This window comes from Pseudomonas sp. B21-054, from assembly GCF_026016345.1.
Taxonomy (GTDB): Bacteria; Pseudomonadota; Gammaproteobacteria; order Pseudomonadales; family Pseudomonadaceae; genus Aquipseudomonas.
This window is the reverse complement of sequence record NZ_CP087204.1, coordinates 3,863,722-3,880,248: the sequence shown is the minus strand read 5'-3', so window position 1 is coordinate 3,880,248 and position 16,527 is coordinate 3,863,722. Positions and strand designations below refer to the sequence as shown.

Genomic DNA, 16,527 nt, shown 5'->3' with positions numbered 1-16,527 from the left:
TTATTTTCAGGATGAGACTGATGCGCCCTTTATTCGTGCCTGTCATGGCGTTTGCCTCTTTGCTGCTCGCCGGTTGTGCCTCCGCGCCAAACGATCCGACATTGACCTTGCAGACCGACAAGACCCCTGCCGAGTATGCCGAATGCGTCATACCGAAACTGCAGGACGGCAAGTTGAACCCGACGGTCTCCCAGACTCAGCGTAGCTACCGGATCGTCGTGCCGAGCAAAGTCGCAGCGGACAACGTACTGGAGGCCTACAAGGCCGGGAATGGCGGCAAGGTGTTCATCTACGAGCGGCACTTACTGGCCTCGAACCTCCTGCCTTCAAGTTTTGGACGTGCCGCCCAGGATTGCATCTAAGTTTCGCAGACGCTTCTTACCGTGCTCCTTTGGTTGGCCGCAACCAACCAATTCCTTGCCCCGTACCCCATTCGGCTACGGGGCTTTTTTATGCCGGTGAATGGCCATGGGCACCGCACCATGCGCGCAACAGCTCCCCTGCGTCATGTGAACCTTGGGCCAATACTGCGTTCATTTGTTAGGTCGCCGCGTTGAATGATCGCGCTGTCTCATTGCCGATAAGGAATTCGCATGCTTGAAACCTCGCCATCGATTCCCCTGAGCCTTCCTGTCGAACGCGAACTCAGCCTGCGCGCAGTCACCACGGGGATCGTGCTGGGTATCCTGCTGACACCTTCCAATGTCTACGCAGGGTTGAAGATCGGTTGGTCGTTCAACATGTCGATCATTGCCTTGCTGATCGGTTATGGCCTCTGGCAAGGCTTGGCCAGGCGTTCGACCGCAGGACTGCCCTGGACCTTGCACGAAAGCAACATCAACCAGACCGTGGCGTCCGCCGCCGCGTCGATCATTTCCGGTGGGCTGGTCGCGCCTATCCCGGCCTATACCTTGCTGACAGGTCAACAGCTGGACGCCATCCCGATGATCGCCTGGGTCTTTTCGGTGAGCTTCCTCGGGATCTGGATCGCCTGGTACTTGCGGCCTTCGCTGCTCAATGACAAGGCGCTGAAATTTCCCGAGGGGATGGCGACCTTGGAAACCCTGCTGCACATCTATAACCACGGTCACGAAGCCGCGACGCGCTTGAAGGTGCTGCTCAGCGCCGCGTTGTTGTCCGCGCTGGTCAAGTGGGTCGATACCTTCATGTGGGCTTTCCCACGCTGGTCGCCGACCCCTCATCTGGAGCGCCTGACGTTTACCGCTGACCCTTCGCTGCTGTTAGTGGGCTTCGGTGGGATCATCGGCATTCGCGTTGGCCTGACCCTGCTGCTCGGCGCCTTGCTGGCGTGGGGCGGGCTGGCGCCGTGGCTGCTGGAGCAAGGCCTGGTGCAGCTGCCACCCGACAGCAGCGGCCCGCAATTCGCTGCACTGGTGGAATGGCTGCTGTGGCCGGGCATCGCGCCCGTTACCTGCCAAGTACCGCGGCCCTGGGTCTGGCCTTCGTCTTGCCTGCCTCGGTGTCGCTGATGATGGCCTTGGGCGCCGTGCTCACTTGGGCGGTGAATTGCCGTTGGCCGAGTCTCACAGAACGCTTCGCCATCACGACGGCGGCGGGTTTGATTGCCGGCGAGAGCATTACCGGGGTGGGCGCATCGTTGTGGCAGATGGTCGGGAATGGGTGATGGGGGGCGCTGCTCGCTCGAATCGAAGGCAACGCTCAATGACTACCGAGCATAGATGCACCCAAGCGAATAAAACGATTGAAAAAACCCTCTAGAACCTTTACACCGAAGGCTCACTGGCACATCGCTGGCATTCAGTCAGTCAATCTCGCCATTTCTGGCTCAGGGAGCGCTGATGAGTTTTCGTCCATTGAGCGATCCCCGGCGGCAACCCAACGATTACACTGCCACACCTCACCAGAAAGAAAACTCGGATGCTTTCGGCATGGCGTACGCGGGCGACGAAGACACCATTGAACAACTGCTCGACTTGGCGCGTCACTGGGCCCACACCACCCAGTGGGCGGTTTATCGCGCCGGCGAACAAATGCATTTGGTCGGGCAGGGCGACGCTGGGGTGCAATGGCCGTCAAGTGTTGCCAATGGAGAGTTTGAAGCTTTCTGCCAGACCTGGCAGCTGCACCGTTGGCCGACCGGCAAAGGCGAAAGTGTGCTGGGTTGGCTATTGGCGCCCGTCGATGAAGCCGCGGAACCGGCGCTCGCCGAGTTTGCCCAGCGCCTGGGCATTCAGGTACAGACCAATACCCTTGCCCGTGCCCAGGTCACGCAGCGTGTGTTGTATGAGATTACCTACCTGGCCAGCTCGACCCGTGATCGGTCTGTGTTTCTGGTGGGGGTTCACCAGCTGCTCGCCAGCCTGATCGACGCCGAGAATTTCTATCTGGCGTTGTATGACCCGCGCAGCGGCAAGATCGACTATCCGTATTACGTCGACATCATCGACGTGGATGCAGTGGAGTCCCAGCACTACGAATACCTTGATCCTTCGCACCTGTCATTGACCGGCCAGGTGTTGACCAGCGGCCAGCCATTGCTGATCGACGCCGCCGGTATTCGCGCGGCCCAGGACGAGGGCCGTTTCTACTGCGTGGGTGATCGCCCGGAGTTCTGGATGGGTGCACCGTTGAAAAATGCCTCGGATGAGGTGTTTGGCATGCTCGCCATGCAGGTCTACGACGTTGCGCGCACCTACAGCGCCGAAGACCGCGCGCTGTTTCTGGTGGTGGTCCGTCACGTGGCCATGGCGCTGGACCGGATTCTGAACCGGGAGGGCATGGAAGAGACGGTGCGGCGTCGCACCCTGGAGCTTTCGGCAGTCAACGACGCATTGCGCCAGGAAGTGGCGGACCGCGAGCGCGCCGAGCATCTGCAGAGCGCGCTGTTCCAGATTGCGGAGCTGTCGAGCCAGCCCGGGGACATGGCTGAGTTGTTTCAAACCTTGCACGGTATCGTCGGCGACCTGCTGTCCGCGCAGAACTTCTACATCGCGCTGTTCGACGACACGATCGGTGAAGTGACCTTTCCCTATTATGTCGATGAGCGGGAAATAACCCACCCGACGGCACGGCGTGGCTGCCGGGGCTTGACTGAATATGTTATCCGTCAGCGTCGACCTTGCCTGATCGACCCCGAGGACGCGGATCGCTTGTCAGCGCAGGGTGAGCTCGAAATGTCCTACGAGTCCGTCCGATTCCATTCCTGGCTGGGCATTCCGTTGTTCGATGGCGATGTCGTGCGTGGCGTGTTGGCGGTGCAAAGCTATACCTCGCAGGTGCGCTACACCCTGCGCGATCAGGAACTGCTGACGTTTGTGTCACGGCACATCGACACCGCGTTGTCGCGACGCACGGCCGCAGAAGCGATCCACGCCGCCAACCTCAAGCTCGAAGCGAGGGTACAGGACCGCACCCGCGAGCTCGATCACGCCAATGCCAAATTGCAACACGAAAACGCCCACGATGCGCTGACCGGGCTACCGAATCGTACCTACCTGCAACAGAGCCTCAACCTGGCTTGGTCACGGTTCGAGAGGGAAGGCGTGCAACTGACGGTGATGTTCATTGACCTTGACCGTTTCAAGAGGGTCAACGACAGCTTCGGCCACCATTTTGGCGACCTGTTGTTGATGCAGGCGGCCCAGCGTTTGCGCAGTTGTCTGCGCGACACCGACATGCTGGCACGCCTGGGGGGCGATGAGTTTTCGGTGCTGGCTCCCGAGGCGCCGCTGGACGTGGTGATCGAGATCGCCGAGCGGATCCTGGCGGTGTTTGACCTGCCGTTTTTCATCAATGGCCATGAGGTTTTTTCGTCCTGCAGTATCGGCATTGTCAGTGCCGACACGCAGTTCCATCTGGTCCCCGCCGATTTGCTGCGCGATGCCGATGCAGCGATGTACCGGGTCAAGAGTGCCGGGCGCGACAGCTACGCGGTGTTCAATCAGGAAGTGCGCCGTGAAGTCTCGGACCAGGTCGAGCGCGAAGGGGCCTTGCGCAATGCGCTCAAGCGCACCGACGAACTGCTGCCGTATTTCCAGCCGATTGTCAGCGTCGAAACCGGCGAACTGTTGGCCCTTGAAGCGTTGATCCGTTGGCATCAGCCGGGTGGCCGGGTCATCGCCCCAGGCCAGTTTTTGCCGGATGTCGAGGGGTTGCGCCTGATCGGTCGGCTGGACTTGTACATGCTCACCAGCGTCGCGGTGATCCTCGCACAGCCCCAGCACGCCAATTGGCCGCCGGTGCATGTCAATTGTTCCAGCTACAGCATGGCGCGCCCGGATTTCGCCAAGGATGTGCTTGCGCTGTTGGCCCGGTACAACGTCGCGCCATCGCGAATCTGCCTGGAGTTGACCGAAGGTGCGCTGGTGGCTGAGCCAGCCATTGCCCGGTTGACCATGCAGCAATTGGCCGACAACGGCATGTCGGTGGTGCTCGATGACTTCGGCGCGGGATTTTCATCCCTGAGCTATGTCCATCAATACCGTTTCAGCGGCTTGAAGATCGACAAGTCGTTTATCTTGGAGCTGACCACCAGTTCCCGCAGTCGCGCGATCGTCCGGGCGATTGTGCGTATGGCCGAATCACTGGACCTGAGCGTGGTGGCCGAAGGCGTCGAGGATGAAGCGACGCTGCTCCTGCTGCGCGAAATGGGAGCCGGGCAAGCCCAAGGTTATTATTTTGCCAAGCCGATGGGGCTGCAGGCATTGTTGGCGACTTCGCTGCTCGGTCGCTAGACGCGAGCATAGGCGATGACGTTTCGCTGCACCGGCAACAACTCAACGCGAGTGCCAGCCCAACTGGGCTGAAATCTGCTGCGTGGCCTCCATCAATTGCTTGACGTAGTCCTGCTTCAATTCCTCCCTGAAGCGAAAACACGGGAATGAAACGCTCATGCCGCCGATCACGTGCCCGAAACGGTCGCGAATCGGCGCCGCCAGGCAGCGCATGTTGTCTTCGAACTCTTCATGGTCTTCGGCATAGCCTTGCCGGCGAACCGTTTCCAGTTCTTCCAGATAGGCTTCGACGCTGGTCAAGGTGTTGGCCGTGCGGCGCTCGAAGCTTTCTTCCTTGAGGTGCGCCAGCAACTCATCTTCTTCAAGCCAGGCCATCAGCACCTTACCGATGCCGGTGCAGTACAACGGCGCCCGCCGGCCAATGCGCGAGTACATGCGCAGGTTGTACTTGGAGTCGATCTTGTGCACGTAGACGATGCTGCCTTCGTCGAGAATCCCGAGGTGAACCGTCTCGCCCGTCAGCTCATTGATCCGGCGCATGCCCGGTTCCGCTTCCCGGACGATGTCCAGGTGGGGCAGGGCCTGGGCCCCCAGTTCGAATAGCCGGACGCTGAGGCGATAGCGATCCTCGGCATCCTGTACCACATACCCCCGCGCCTTGAGCGACTGCAAAAAGCGATAAACCGTGGCCTTGGACATGTCCAGTTTGGTGGCTATTTCCGAGACGCCGCTTTCTTCCGGATGCTCGGCCAGGGCCTCGAGTACGGCCATGGTCCGGCCAACCGCCGACACCAGATCGTTGCTTGGGATGACGCTGTTGTCCATGAAGGCTCCAACGTGAAGGTAAAACCCAAGGATATACGCTAGCAGAACAAAACGCTGTTTCATTTTGCTTGACGGGGCAGGAAATCTGGCTAGACTCGGGCCTTGAAAGAAAAATGAAACGCCGTTTTAAAAACATAAAAAAGGCGCGTAATGATGGACGAGACATGGACCCATGGCTCACACACCCGTCCCTTGAAGGTGGCGCTGGTGGGGGAGTGCATGATCGAGATGCGCGGTGAACCGGGTGCGACGATCACCCAGACCTTCGGCGGTGACACGCTTAACGCGGCGGTGTACTTGGCCAGATTGAGCGGTCGTAGCGCCGTGACCGTGGACTACATGACGGCCGTGGGCGGCGATGCATTCAGCCTGGCCATGCGCCGATCCTGGCGAAACGAGGGGATCGCGGACGCCCATGTCCGGGTGATCGAAGACGCGCTGCCGGGACTGTATTTCATCCAGACCGATCCACACGGCGAACGGCGTTTCCTCTACTGGCGCGGGGAAGCGGCGGCGCGGCGCATGTTCGACGGTCCCGAGGCCGACGCCATGCTGGACGCGCTGGCGGGGTTCGACTATGTCTACCTGAGCGGCATCAGCCTGGCGATCCTCACGCTCGAGGGGCGCAAGCGCCTGATGCAGGCCCTGCAGCGGGCTCGCCAAGCGGGCGCCTGCATCGTCTTCGACAACAACTATCGTCCCCATCTCTGGCCCGATGCCGAAACCGCCCGCCAGGCTTACCGCGACCTGCTGCGCCTGACCGACCTGGCCCTGGTCACTTGGGACGATGACGCCATCCTGTTCGGCTATCGCGACACCGATGCCTTGTTCAGCGCTTATGCGCAGGCAGGGGTCAGCGAAGTAGCCCTCAAGCGTGGCGCCGCGTCCTGTCTGATCCAAACCCCGGCGGGCCATTTCGAGGTGCCCGCGCAAAACGTTGCCCATGTCATCGACACCACCGCCGCTGGCGATTCGTTCAGCGCCGCTTACCTGGCCTGCCGCCTGCAAGGCGGGGACCCGGAGCAGGCCGCGCGCTGGGGCCACCGCCTGGCTGCCCAGGTTGTCCAGTACCGAGGCGCGCTGATCCCCCAAGCGGCCATGCCAAGCATGGGCACGCCTGCATATCCTTCCGTTGCACAGGTCTGAACTTATGAAAATTATTGAAGCGCGCGTCATCGTTACCTGCCCGGGGCGCAACTTGGTCACCTTGAAGATCGTCACTGACGAGGGCATCTACGGCATCGGCGACGCGACCTTGAATGGCCGCGAACTGGCGGTGGTCGCCTATCTGGAGGAACACGTTCTGCCCGCGCTGATCGGCCGCGACGCCCACCGCATCGAGGACATCTGGCAGTACCTGTATCGCGGCGCGTACTGGCGCCGTGGCCCGGTGACCATGACCGCCATCGCCGCTGTCGATGTGGCGCTCTGGGACATCAAGGCCAAGGCGGCGAATATGCCGTTGTATCAGTTGCTGGGCGGCAAGAGCCGCGAGCGGGTGATGGTCTATGGGCATGCCACCGGCAGGGACATCGAAGGCTGCCTGGACGAAGTCGCCCGCCACGTCGAGCTGGGCTATAAGGCCGTGCGTGTGCAATGTGGCGTGCCAGGCATCGCCACCACCTACGGCGTCGCCAAGCGCAGCGGCGAGCGCTACGAGCCGGCCGACAGCGACCTGCCGGCCGAACACGTCTGGGACACCGCCAAATACCTCAACTATGTTCCCAAGCTATTCGCCGCCGTGCGCGAACGTTTTGGCGACGACCTGCATATCCTCCATGACGTGCACCATCGCCTCACGCCGATCGAAGCGGGGCGCCTGGGCAAGGCCGTGGAGCCGTACAACCTGTTCTGGCTCGAAGACTGTACGCCAGCCGAGAACCAGCAGGCCTTTCGCCTGATCCGCCAGCACACCACCACGCCGTTGGCCGTGGGCGAGGTGTTCAACTCCATCCATGACTGCCGCGAGTTGATCCAGGAACAACTGATCGACTACATCCGCACGACGCTGGTGCATGCCGGCGGCATCACCCATGTGCGGCGCATTGCCGATTTTGCCGCGTTGTTCCAGGTGCGCACCGGTTTTCACGGCGCCACCGACCTGTCGCCGGTGTGCATGGGGGCGGCCCTGCATTTCGATACCTGGGTGCCCAACTTCGGCATCCAGGAGCACATGCCTCACGAAGCGCGCATCGATGAAGTCTTCCCCCATGCCTATCGCTTCGAGGACGGCCATTTCACGCCGGGCGAAGCACCGGGGCATGGCGTCGACATTGATGAAGACCTCGCCCGCCAATACCCCTACAAGCGCGCCAGCCTGCCGGTCAACCGTCTTGAAGACGGCACGCTTTGGCACTGGTGAAGCGTTTCCAACACATAGAAAGCGGGGCGGATGCCCCGTCAGGAGTAACCGGATGAAAGCGTTTCAGGTAAGAGCCCCCTTCGAGTTCGGGTTGGCCCAGGTCGACTCACCCCAGGTTGCCCGTGGCGAGGTCCAGGTGGATGTGGCGTATGCCGGCATCTGTGGCTCGGACATGCACATCATTCATGGGCAGAACGCATTCGTGCGTTTTCCCCGCGTGACCGGCCATGAGTTTTCCGGCGTGATCCGGCAAGTCGGCGAAGGGGTCGAGCACCTGCAAGTGGGCGACCGGGTGTGCATCGATCCGGTGATCAGCTGCGGCACCTGCTATCCCTGCCGCATCGGCCGGCCCAATGTCTGCACCCGGCTGCAAGTGATCGGCGTGCACCGCGATGGCGGTTTCAGCGAGCAAGTCTGCGTGCCGGCAGAGAACGCCCATCGTTTGCCCGATGCGATGTCCCTCAGCCATGGCGCCCTGGTCGAGCCTTATTCCATTGCCCTGAATGTGCTCGATCGCATGCAGCCCCATCCGGGGGACAGCATCCTGATCTACGGCGCCGGGGTGATCGGCCTGACGCTGGTGCAGATGGCCCGGGCGCTGGGGCTGACCGACATCACGGTGACCGATGTCATCGACAGTCGCCTGGAGACGGCACGGGCCCTGGGCGCGAGCCGGACCCTCAACGGCCAGCAAGTCGATGTCGAAGCGACGATGCGTGAGCTCACCCAGGGCGAGGGCGTGCCGTTGATTGTCGATGCCGCCTGCATCCCGGCACTGATGCCGCAGATGGTGCGCCTGGCCTCGCCGGCTGGCCGCATCGGGCTACTGGGTTTCACGGCCACGCCCAGCGATCTGGTGCAGTTGGAGATGATCAAGAAGGAACTGACCCTGGTGGGTTCGCGGCTCAACAACCGCAAGTTCCCCAAGGTGATCGAACTGATCGCCAGCGGCCAGTTGCAGGTCCAGGACCTGATCAGCCATCGCGTCACCTTCGACGAGATGCCCGGCGCCATCGAGCTGATCGAGCAACACCCCGAGCAAACCCGAAAGGTCTTGGTGGAGCTGACGAACGCCCATCACTGAGCCGTTTGTACCACCGGTTTCATCGTGCCTGTTATGGGCATCCTCACCGAATAAACACAACAAGCGGGAGGCTCCACCATGTTTGGTCAAGGACGTAGCTTAATCATCATCATGCTGTTCCTGGCCGGGGTCATCAATTACCTCGACCGTTCGGCATTGTCTGTGGCGGCGCCATTCATCCAGAAGGACTACGGTCTGAGTACGGGTGAGATGGGCATGATCTTCAGTAGCTTTTTCGTCGGTTATGCCGCTTTCAACTTCATCGGCGGCTGGGCTGCCGACCGCTACGGCGCCAAGACCACGTTGCTGTTGGCGATGGTGTTGTGGTCGTTGTTCAGTGGCCTGACCGTACTGACGGTAGGCTTTGCTTCGCTGGTGCTTATCCGGATTCTGTTCGGCATGGGCGAAGGACCGCTGAGCGTGACCACCAGCAAGATGGTCAACAACTGGTACGCCCCCAAGCGCAGGGCGCGGGCGATTGGTACGTCGATGTCCGGCACGCCGCTGGGCGGGGCGATTTCCGGCCCGGTGGTGGGCTTTATCGCCGTCACCTACGGCTGGAAGGTCTCGTTCATTATCATCATGCTGGTCGGCTTGATCTGGGCGGCGGTGTGGTACAAGTTCGTCAAGGAAAAGCCCGAGGGCGAGCAGGCCGAGGAGATTCTTCGGGGCGAGGGGCAAAGCGAGCTGGCGGCGCAACCGGTGTTCCCGTTGCGCTTCTACCTCAAGCAGCCGACGGTGCTGTTCACCTCCCTGGCGTTCTTTTCCTATAACTACACGCTGTTCTTCTTCCTGACCTGGTTCCCCAGCTACCTGACCATGGCCCACGGCCTGAACGTCAAGGACATGAGCATCGCCACAGTCATTCCCTGGGTCCTGGGTTTCCTCGGCCTGGCCTTGGGCGGTTTCATTTCCGACTTCGTGTTCAAGAAAACCGGGCGGATGATGTTCTCCCGCAAAGTGGTGCTGGTGACCTGCCTGCTGGCCTGCGCCGTCTGTATCGCCTGTGCCGGGATGGTCAAGACCCTGTATCCGGCGGTCACCCTCGTGGCCCTGGCAGTGTTCTTCCTGTACCTCACCGGGGCGATCTACTGGGCGATCATCCAGGACACCGTACCGGCGGCGCGGGTGGGCGGCGTCAGTGGTTTCATGCACTTTCTGGCGAACACCTCGGGCATCGTCGGCCCGACCCTCACGGGCTTCCTGGTGCAGTTCACCGGTTCGTTCACCAGTGCGTTCTTGCTGGCGGGGCTGTTGACCGTGATCGGTGCCGTGTGTGTGGCGCGCTATGTAAAACCCCTGGCGGTAGCTGATACCGGCGACTTGGGTGCACAAGGCTCCCAATCGGCTTCGGCCCTGAGCCATCCCTGAACAGAAGGAGCGTGTCGATGCCTGTTGTGAAACGTGTACCTTCCACCGGCGCTGCGGCGCAGATCGGTATCGTGCACCTGGGCTTGGGGGCGTTTCATCGCGCCCACCAGGCGGTCTATCTGCAACGCCATCTCAATCGCCATGGCGAAAGTGACTGGGGGCTGTGCAGTGCCAACCTACGCTCCAACCACAGATTGGTCGATCAATTGCGCGAGCAGGAGGGCCGCTACACTGTTGCCGAGTACCGCGACCGCGAACAGGTGACGCTGCGTGAGATCGGGGTACTGCGCCAGGCCTTGTATGTGGGCGAGGGCGGCGCTGACCTGGAGCAGCTGTTGCAATGCATGGCCGCGCCGCAAACGCGGATCGTCACGCTCACCGTCACCGAAAAAGGCTACTGCCTGAGCCCTTCCTCCGGGCAATTGCGCAGCGAAGATCCGGTGATTGCCCATGACCTCACTCATCCGCAAACGCCGCGCTCAGCGCCTGGCATTGTCCTCGAAGCCCTACGTCGGCGCCGCGTCGCTGGCATCCCGGCCTTCACCGTGTTGTGCTGTGACAACATGCCCGACAACGGCCAGCGCACCCGCCAGGCGGTCAGCGCATTGGCGACGAGGCAGGATGAGGCGCTGGCCCGGTGGATCGACCAACAGGTGGCGTTTCCCAGCTGTATGGTCGACCGCATCGTGCCGGCCATGGATGACGAATCCTTCCGGCGACTGGAGCAACTGGACTGTCACGACCCGGCGGCTGTGGTTTGTGAAAGCTTCAGCCAGTGGGTGATCGAGGATCACTTTCCCCTCGGCCGCCCGGATTGGGAAGTGGAAGGCGTGCAGATGGTGGCGGACGTGCGCCCGTTCGAAACGATGAAACTGCGCATGCTCAATGGCAGCCATTCGTTGCTGGCGTATGTGGGACTGTTGGTCGGCCATGAAACGGTTTTCGATGCCGTCAGCGACGCGAACCTGTTGCGCCTGATCGGGCGTTACATGGCCGAGGAAGCAGCGCCCACTTTGAACATGCCTGCGGGTATCGATCTTTCGGTCTATGCCCACGATCTGAAGGCACGCTTTGCCAATGACAGTCTGCAACATCGGTTGCGCCAGATCGCCATGGACGGCTCGCAGAAACTGCCGCAACGCTGGTTGCTTGGTGCGCAGCAATTGCTCGACCAGGGAAGTGGCATCGCCTGTACCGCATTGGGCATCGCAGCCTGGATTCACTATTGCACGCAGTCGTTGCCCGGCGGTTCGGTACAGCTGATTGACGATCCTTTGCGCGCCACTTTTGCCGATCTGGCGGGGCGATTCGAAGGTCCGTCATTGGTGGAGGCTTTTCTCGATCTGGATGAAGTCTTCCCGGCCGAGTTGTCGGCTCGCGCTGCCTTTCGCAATGCCGTGCAAGGCGCCTATGGCGACCTGGTTCGCGATGGCATCGGCAGCCTTCTGCACACCGTTGCCGCACCCAACTGATAACAAGGAGAACAACATGGAACAGACATGGCGTTGGTTTGGCCCCAAAGACCCGATCTCCCTGGCGGACGTCCGTCAAACCGGGGCGACCGGTATCGTCACGGCGTTGCACGAAATTCCCAACGGCGAAGTGTGGCCGGTGGAGGCCATCGCGGCGCGCAAACAGATGATCGAAGCGGCCGGCTTGAGCTGGTCGGTGGTGGAAAGCATTCCGGTGCATGAGGACATCAAGCGCGGCTGCGGCCGGCGCGACGAGTACATCGCCAACTACCAGCAAAGCGTGCGCAATCTGGCGAGCTGTGGCATCGATATCGTCTGCTACAACTTCATGCCGGTCCTGGACTGGACCCGCACCGACCTGACCTATGAATTGGCGGATGGCGGCTGGGCACTGCGGTTCGATCAAACCGCGTTCGCCGCCTTCGACCTGTTCATCCTCCAGCGCCCGGGGGCGCAGGCCGAATACGGCACCGAGGATATCCAGCAGGCCAAGGCCTACTTCGAGCAACTCACGCCCGCCCAGCGCGAAAACCTGGTCAATACCTTGATCGCGGGCCTGCCCGGCGCCGAGGAACACTACAGCCTGGAAAACTTCCGGGCCTTGCTGCGCACCTACGCCGACATCGACGAAGCCAAGTTGCGTGAACACCTGGGGTATTTCTTGCGCGCGGTGATCCCAGTGGCAGAGGAGGTGGGGGTGCGCATGGCGATTCACCCGGACGATCCGCCCCGTGCGCTGCTAGGCTTGCCACGCATCCTGTCCACCGCTGAAGACGCCCAATGGTTGCTGGACGCCGCTCCAAGCCCGGCCAATGGCCTGACGTTCTGCACCGGTTCCTATGGCGTGCGCGAAGACAACGACCTGGTGGCGATGGCCAAGCATTTTGCGCCCTTCATCTACTTCACCCACCTGCGCTCAACCCGCCGGGAAGCGGACCCACGCAGTTTCCACGAAGCCCATCACCTGGATGGCGACGTCGACATGGTGGGGGTCATCAGTGCCCTGGTGGCAGAAGAGCGCAGGCGTGAGCGCGAAGGCGGGCCGCGCTTGCCGCTGCGTCCGGACCATGGACATCAACTGCTCGACGACCAGCACCGCAAAAGCAATCCCGGCTACTCGTTGATCGGCCGCCTCAAGGGCCTGGCGGAAATCCGTGGTGTGGAACTGGCCGTGCGTCGGCAGTTGGGGTAGCTCAAGAACGGACCGGTAAGCGCGGATTGATCGTTCCCACGCGCAGCAAAGGAATGCATCTCCTGACGCTCTGCGTCACCTTGCAGAAGCGGAACGCGGAGCGTCCCTGGCGGCGTTCCCACGCGGGAGCGTGGGAACGATCAATTGCCTGCCCACAGAGAGCCATTAGCTGCGGGCCCAGTCTATTTACTCCTCCGGCTCCAGGGCGCGCAGCCAGCGGTTCTCCGAGCGGCTCAAATGCTGGCGCATCGAGGTTTGGGCGCCGAGCACGTCTTTGTTGGCTACCGCGCGCAGGATCGCTTCATGCTCGACGACGGCGGCTTCCCAGGTCAGGGCATTCTCTGAGTGTTTGCTCAGGTGCGCCGAGATCGGGTTGTGTCGTTCATCAAAGAGCGCGACGATGATCCGCACCAGGGCGGAGTTGCCGCTCATCTTGGCCAGGCGCTGATGAAATTTCCGGTCGTCTTCCAGTGGCGGCTGGCCGTTGGCGATGCTGGCGCGCATGGCGTCGATGCATTCCTGCAAATAGCGATAGTCGCTTTTCTTGCCGTGCAAACAGGCCAGGACCACGGATTCACCTTCGATCAAGGCGCGCGCCTGCATCAGTTCCGATGGGCTCTCGCCCAAGGTAACGCTGGTGTTTTTTCCGTCCTCGGGCCTGGCGCGCACGTATACGCCTGAGCCCATCTTGATTTCAATGTCGCCCTCTATCTCCAGGGCGATGAGCGCTTCGCGCAGCGAAGGTCGGGAAACCCCCAGCAGTTGGGTCAAATCGCGCTCGGGGGGCAGCCTGGAGCCCGCTTTGAAATCACCCTGGGCGATGTAGTGGCGAAGTTGGTCGGCGATTTTCTGGTACGGCTTTCGCTCAGAAGTATTTAGCGGTGAGACCATGGGGCGACGTCCATCAGATAGTCGGCGAAGGCTACCATAGACGCTTGATTCACATCACCGCGCCGATCTGCCAGGGCAGGAACTCGTTATCGCCCAAGCCGTTTTCCTCGCTGCAGGTGCGGCGTCCGGAAGCCGTCTCCAGCATCAGTCGGAACAACCGCTCACCAGCCTCGGCCACCGACTCCAGGCCATCGACAATGCCTCCAGCGTTGAAATCCATGTCCAGCTCCATGCGTTGGAACAGGCCAGTGTTGGTGGCGATCTTCAAGGACGGCGTGGGCTTGCAGCCGTAGGTCGAGCCGCGACCCGTGGTGAAACAGATGAGATTCGCGCCGCCCGCCACCTGGCCGGTGGCGGACACCGGGTCGTAGCCGGGTGTGTCCATGAACACAAGGCCTCGGGCCTGGACCGTTTCAGCGTACTGGTAAACCCCCATCAACCCGGTAGCGCCGGCTTTCGCCACGGCACCCAGGGATTTTTCCAGGATGGTGGTAATGCCCCCGGCCTTGTTGCCGGGCGAGGGATTGTTGTTCATGTCTGCGTCGTTGTGGCGTACATAGGCTTCCCACCAATGGATCCGCTCCATCAATTTTGCCGAGATCTCGGTGGATGCGGCGCGGGCGGTCAGCAGGTGTTCAGCACCGTAGATTTCCGGCGTTTCCGAAAGAATGGCCGTGCCGCCATGCTGCACCAACAGATCCACGGCCGCGCCGAGTGCCGGATTCGCCGTAATCCCTGAGTAACCATCCGAGCCGCCGCACTGCAAGCCGACGCATAAATGGCTGGCGGCCACGCGCGTGCGCTGGCATTGGTTGATGATGGGCAACATCGCTTCAATATGGGCGATGCCACGTTGCACCGTTTCGCGAGTACCGCCCGCGTCCTGGATGATCAGGCTGGCCTTGAGCGCGGCTGGGCGATCATCGAGTTCGTTCATCAGCGGGGTAAGTTGGTTGACCTCGCAACCCAGGCCGATCAGCAGGACTCCAGCGAAATTGGCGTGATCGGCATACCCGCGCAAGGTGCGCTTGAGGATATCGATGCCTTCACCTTTGGCCCCCATGCCACAACCGCTGCCATGGGTGATTGCAACGACGCCGTCGACATTGGGAAAGTCTTTCAGGCGCTCGGCAGAAAACGCATTGGCGATGTGTTTGCAGACGGTGGCCGAGCAATTGACGCTGGAAATGACGCCAATGTAATTGCGTGTCCCAACCCGTCCATCCGCGCGGACGAAACCTTCGAACGTCGCGCCGTCACTGCTGGGCGAGGTGGGGACGTAGACGTTCCGCACACTGTGTTCAGCGTTGGTGGTGGGCATGTCGAGGTTGTGCACGTGAACGTAATCGCCGGGTGCGATGTCCTGGGTTGCCTGGCCGATAGTCTGTCCATACTTGAGCACCCGTTGGCCCGCCGATACGCTGCGCAGGGCAATCTTGTGGCCGGATGGAATGGCCTGTCGGGCGATCAGCGCGATGCCATCGGCACTCAGGCGTTGACCTTCGGCGATATCACCCCGCGCCACCGCGACATCATCGCCGGGCGTCAAGACCAGCAAAGAAGAAGGCAAGTTCATGGTACGTCCTCCCAGTCCTAGCACTCGATGATGGCCTTGACCACACCCTGTTTGGGGTCGAGCAAGGTGGTGAACGAGTGGGCGACATCGCCGAGGGTCAGTCGGTGGGTGTTGAGGGCCGCATCCGGAATCAGCCCGTCGCGCAAGCACTGCTCGACGTAGTGGAAGTCTTCCTTGGTCGCGTTGCGACTGCCCATCAGCGTGGCTTCACGCTTATGAAACTCCGGGTCGGAGAAGGTGATGGAGTCCCGGACCACCGAGATCATCACATAGGTGCCGCCGTGGGCGATGAACTCGAACCCGCGTTCCATGGCCCGGGCGTTGCCGGTGGCATCGAACACGACGTCGAAAAAATCATCCCCGGTGAGTTCAGCCAGGGTCTGCTTGTCGCCTTCGCCGATTTGCACCGCCGCATGGATATCCAGGTGTTTTTTACAGAACGACAGGCGATCCTCACGGGTATCCAGCACCGTGACTTTCGCCCCACGCAGGCTGGCGAAGATCGCCGCCGCCATACCGATCGGCCCCGTGCCGACCACCAGGACGTGCTTGTCCGCCTGGACGTTCGAACGACGTACGGCGTGCGCCCCGATCGACAGGAATTCGATCATCGCTGCCTGGTCCAGGGAAACCCCCACGGCCTTGTGTACGAATTCGTTCGGAACACTCAGGTACTCAGTAAAAGCGCCGTCGCAGTGAACCCCTAGCACCTGGATACGAGTGCAGCAGTTGGTCTTGCCCTGGCGACAGGCGATGCAGGTCCCGCAGGACAGATAAGGCATCACGTAGACGACGTCACCGATGGAAAGGTCGCTGGCGCTGTCAGTCTCTTCTACAACCCCGGAAAACTCATGGCCCATGACCCGCGGGTATTCGAGGTAGGGCTGATTGCCGGTGAAAATATGCAGGTCGGTGCCACAGACCCCGACACGCTTGACCCGGATGAGGATCTCTGCCGGCCCCCTGAGGGGCTTTTCAGTTTCGATGGCGGTTAACGAGCCGGGCTCGTTACAGATGACAGTCAGCATGTTGATGCTCC

12 protein-coding genes and 1 pseudogene are annotated in these 16,527 nt (G+C 61.4%); 9 read left to right on the top strand and 4 right to left on the bottom strand.

The window, feature by feature from the left end; all coding sequences use genetic code 11:
* Positions 1-20: 20 nt before the first annotated feature.
* The 3 genes and pseudogenes from LOY70_RS16885 to LOY70_RS16875 all read left to right on the top strand — a co-directional run bounded on the left by LOY70_RS16885 (position 21) and on the right by LOY70_RS16875 (position 4,715).
* Entirely contained in the window at positions 21-362 is a 342-nt protein-coding gene (locus LOY70_RS16885; protein WP_265028545.1) for a hypothetical protein, read from the top strand.
* Between the two features lie 231 nt (positions 363-593).
* Positions 594-1,645 (top strand): annotated as a pseudogene (locus tag LOY70_RS16880) (OPT/YSL family transporter).
* Between the two features lie 175 nt (positions 1,646-1,820).
* On the top strand, positions 1,821-4,715 hold the full coding sequence (locus LOY70_RS16875) for an EAL domain-containing protein (RefSeq protein WP_265028544.1): 2,895 nt from the start codon (positions 1,821-1,823) through the stop codon (positions 4,713-4,715).
* Between the two features lie 42 nt (positions 4,716-4,757).
* Here the strand turns inward: LOY70_RS16875 and kdgR are convergent, their stop codons facing one another.
* Positions 4,758-5,540 carry a DNA-binding transcriptional regulator KdgR gene (gene kdgR / locus LOY70_RS16870; protein WP_265028543.1) on the bottom strand — a complete coding sequence of 261 codons (783 nt, stop codon included), beginning with the start codon at positions 5,538-5,540 and terminating at the stop codon, positions 4,758-4,760.
* A gap of 153 nt (positions 5,541-5,693) precedes the next feature.
* On the opposite strand from kdgR, the gene LOY70_RS16865 reads away from it, so the two are divergent.
* From LOY70_RS16865 to uxuA, 6 genes are all read left to right on the top strand, one after another.
* The gene (locus LOY70_RS16865) at positions 5,694-6,686 is read left to right on the top strand and encodes a sugar kinase (RefSeq protein WP_265028542.1); all 993 of its coding nucleotides are present in this window, start codon (positions 5,694-5,696) and stop codon (positions 6,684-6,686) included.
* A 4-nt stretch (positions 6,687-6,690) separates the two neighbouring features.
* Positions 6,691-7,902, top strand: coding sequence for a D-mannonate dehydratase ManD (gene manD, locus LOY70_RS16860; RefSeq protein WP_025214091.1), 1,212 nt, complete (start codon positions 6,691-6,693; stop codon positions 7,900-7,902).
* A gap of 52 nt (positions 7,903-7,954) precedes the next feature.
* Positions 7,955-8,986, top strand: a complete 1,032-nt coding sequence (locus LOY70_RS16855) for a Zn-dependent oxidoreductase (RefSeq protein ID WP_265028541.1) — start codon at positions 7,955-7,957, stop codon at positions 8,984-8,986.
* Positions 8,987-9,064: 78 nt separating this feature from the next.
* Complete coding sequence (locus LOY70_RS16850; protein WP_265028540.1) at positions 9,065-10,357, top strand: MFS transporter; 1,293 nt, start codon at positions 9,065-9,067, stop codon at positions 10,355-10,357.
* A gap of 17 nt (positions 10,358-10,374) precedes the next feature.
* Positions 10,375-11,829, top strand: coding sequence for a mannitol dehydrogenase family protein (locus tag LOY70_RS16845; RefSeq protein WP_265028539.1), 1,455 nt, complete (start codon positions 10,375-10,377; stop codon positions 11,827-11,829).
* Between the two features lie 16 nt (positions 11,830-11,845).
* Positions 11,846-13,021, top strand: a complete 1,176-nt coding sequence (gene uxuA / locus LOY70_RS16840; RefSeq protein WP_265028538.1) for a mannonate dehydratase — start codon at positions 11,846-11,848, stop codon at positions 13,019-13,021.
* Between the two features lie 186 nt (positions 13,022-13,207).
* Here uxuA and LOY70_RS16835 read toward each other — a convergent pair whose 3' ends face one another.
* From LOY70_RS16835 to LOY70_RS16825, 3 genes are read right to left on the bottom strand one after another with little or no spacing between them, the layout of a single operon-like run.
* Positions 13,208-13,912 (bottom strand): FadR/GntR family transcriptional regulator, encoded by a 705-nt coding sequence (locus LOY70_RS16835; protein WP_265028537.1) that lies wholly within the window; start codon positions 13,910-13,912, stop codon positions 13,208-13,210.
* Positions 13,913-13,961: 49 nt separating this feature from the next.
* Entirely contained in the window at positions 13,962-15,488 is a 1,527-nt protein-coding gene (locus tag LOY70_RS16830) for a UxaA family hydrolase (protein WP_265028536.1), read from the bottom strand.
* A 17-nt stretch (positions 15,489-15,505) separates the two neighbouring features.
* Complete coding sequence (locus tag LOY70_RS16825; RefSeq protein ID WP_265028535.1) at positions 15,506-16,516, bottom strand: zinc-binding alcohol dehydrogenase family protein; 1,011 nt, start codon at positions 16,514-16,516, stop codon at positions 15,506-15,508.
* Positions 16,517-16,527: the final 11 nt, after the last annotated feature.

Excerpts from the sequence above, each read along its gene's own strand:
- LOY70_RS16830 (WP_265028536.1), bottom strand. The coding sequence starts at position 15,488 with ATGAACTTGCCTTCTTCTTTGCTGGTCTTGACGCCCGGCGATGATGTC.
- LOY70_RS16845 (WP_265028539.1), top strand. The coding sequence starts at position 10,375 with ATGCCTGTTGTGAAACGTGTACCTTCCACCGGCGCTGCGGCGCAGATC.
- LOY70_RS16825 (WP_265028535.1), bottom strand. The coding sequence starts at position 16,516 with ATGCTGACTGTCATCTGTAACGAGCCCGGCTCGTTAACCGCCATCGAA.
- LOY70_RS16875 (WP_265028544.1), top strand. The coding sequence starts at position 1,821 with ATGAGTTTTCGTCCATTGAGCGATCCCCGGCGGCAACCCAACGATTAC.
- LOY70_RS16835 (WP_265028537.1), bottom strand. The coding sequence starts at position 13,912 with ATGGTCTCACCGCTAAATACTTCTGAGCGAAAGCCGTACCAGAAAATC.
- uxuA (WP_265028538.1), top strand. The coding sequence starts at position 11,846 with ATGGAACAGACATGGCGTTGGTTTGGCCCCAAAGACCCGATCTCCCTG.
- LOY70_RS16855 (WP_265028541.1), top strand. The coding sequence starts at position 7,955 with ATGAAAGCGTTTCAGGTAAGAGCCCCCTTCGAGTTCGGGTTGGCCCAG.
- LOY70_RS16885 (WP_265028545.1), top strand. The coding sequence starts at position 21 with ATGCGCCCTTTATTCGTGCCTGTCATGGCGTTTGCCTCTTTGCTGCTC.
- kdgR (WP_265028543.1), bottom strand. The coding sequence starts at position 5,540 with ATGGACAACAGCGTCATCCCAAGCAACGATCTGGTGTCGGCGGTTGGC.
- manD (WP_025214091.1), top strand. The coding sequence starts at position 6,691 with ATGAAAATTATTGAAGCGCGCGTCATCGTTACCTGCCCGGGGCGCAAC.
- LOY70_RS16850 (WP_265028540.1), top strand. The coding sequence starts at position 9,065 with ATGTTTGGTCAAGGACGTAGCTTAATCATCATCATGCTGTTCCTGGCC.
- LOY70_RS16865 (WP_265028542.1), top strand. The coding sequence starts at position 5,694 with ATGGACGAGACATGGACCCATGGCTCACACACCCGTCCCTTGAAGGTG.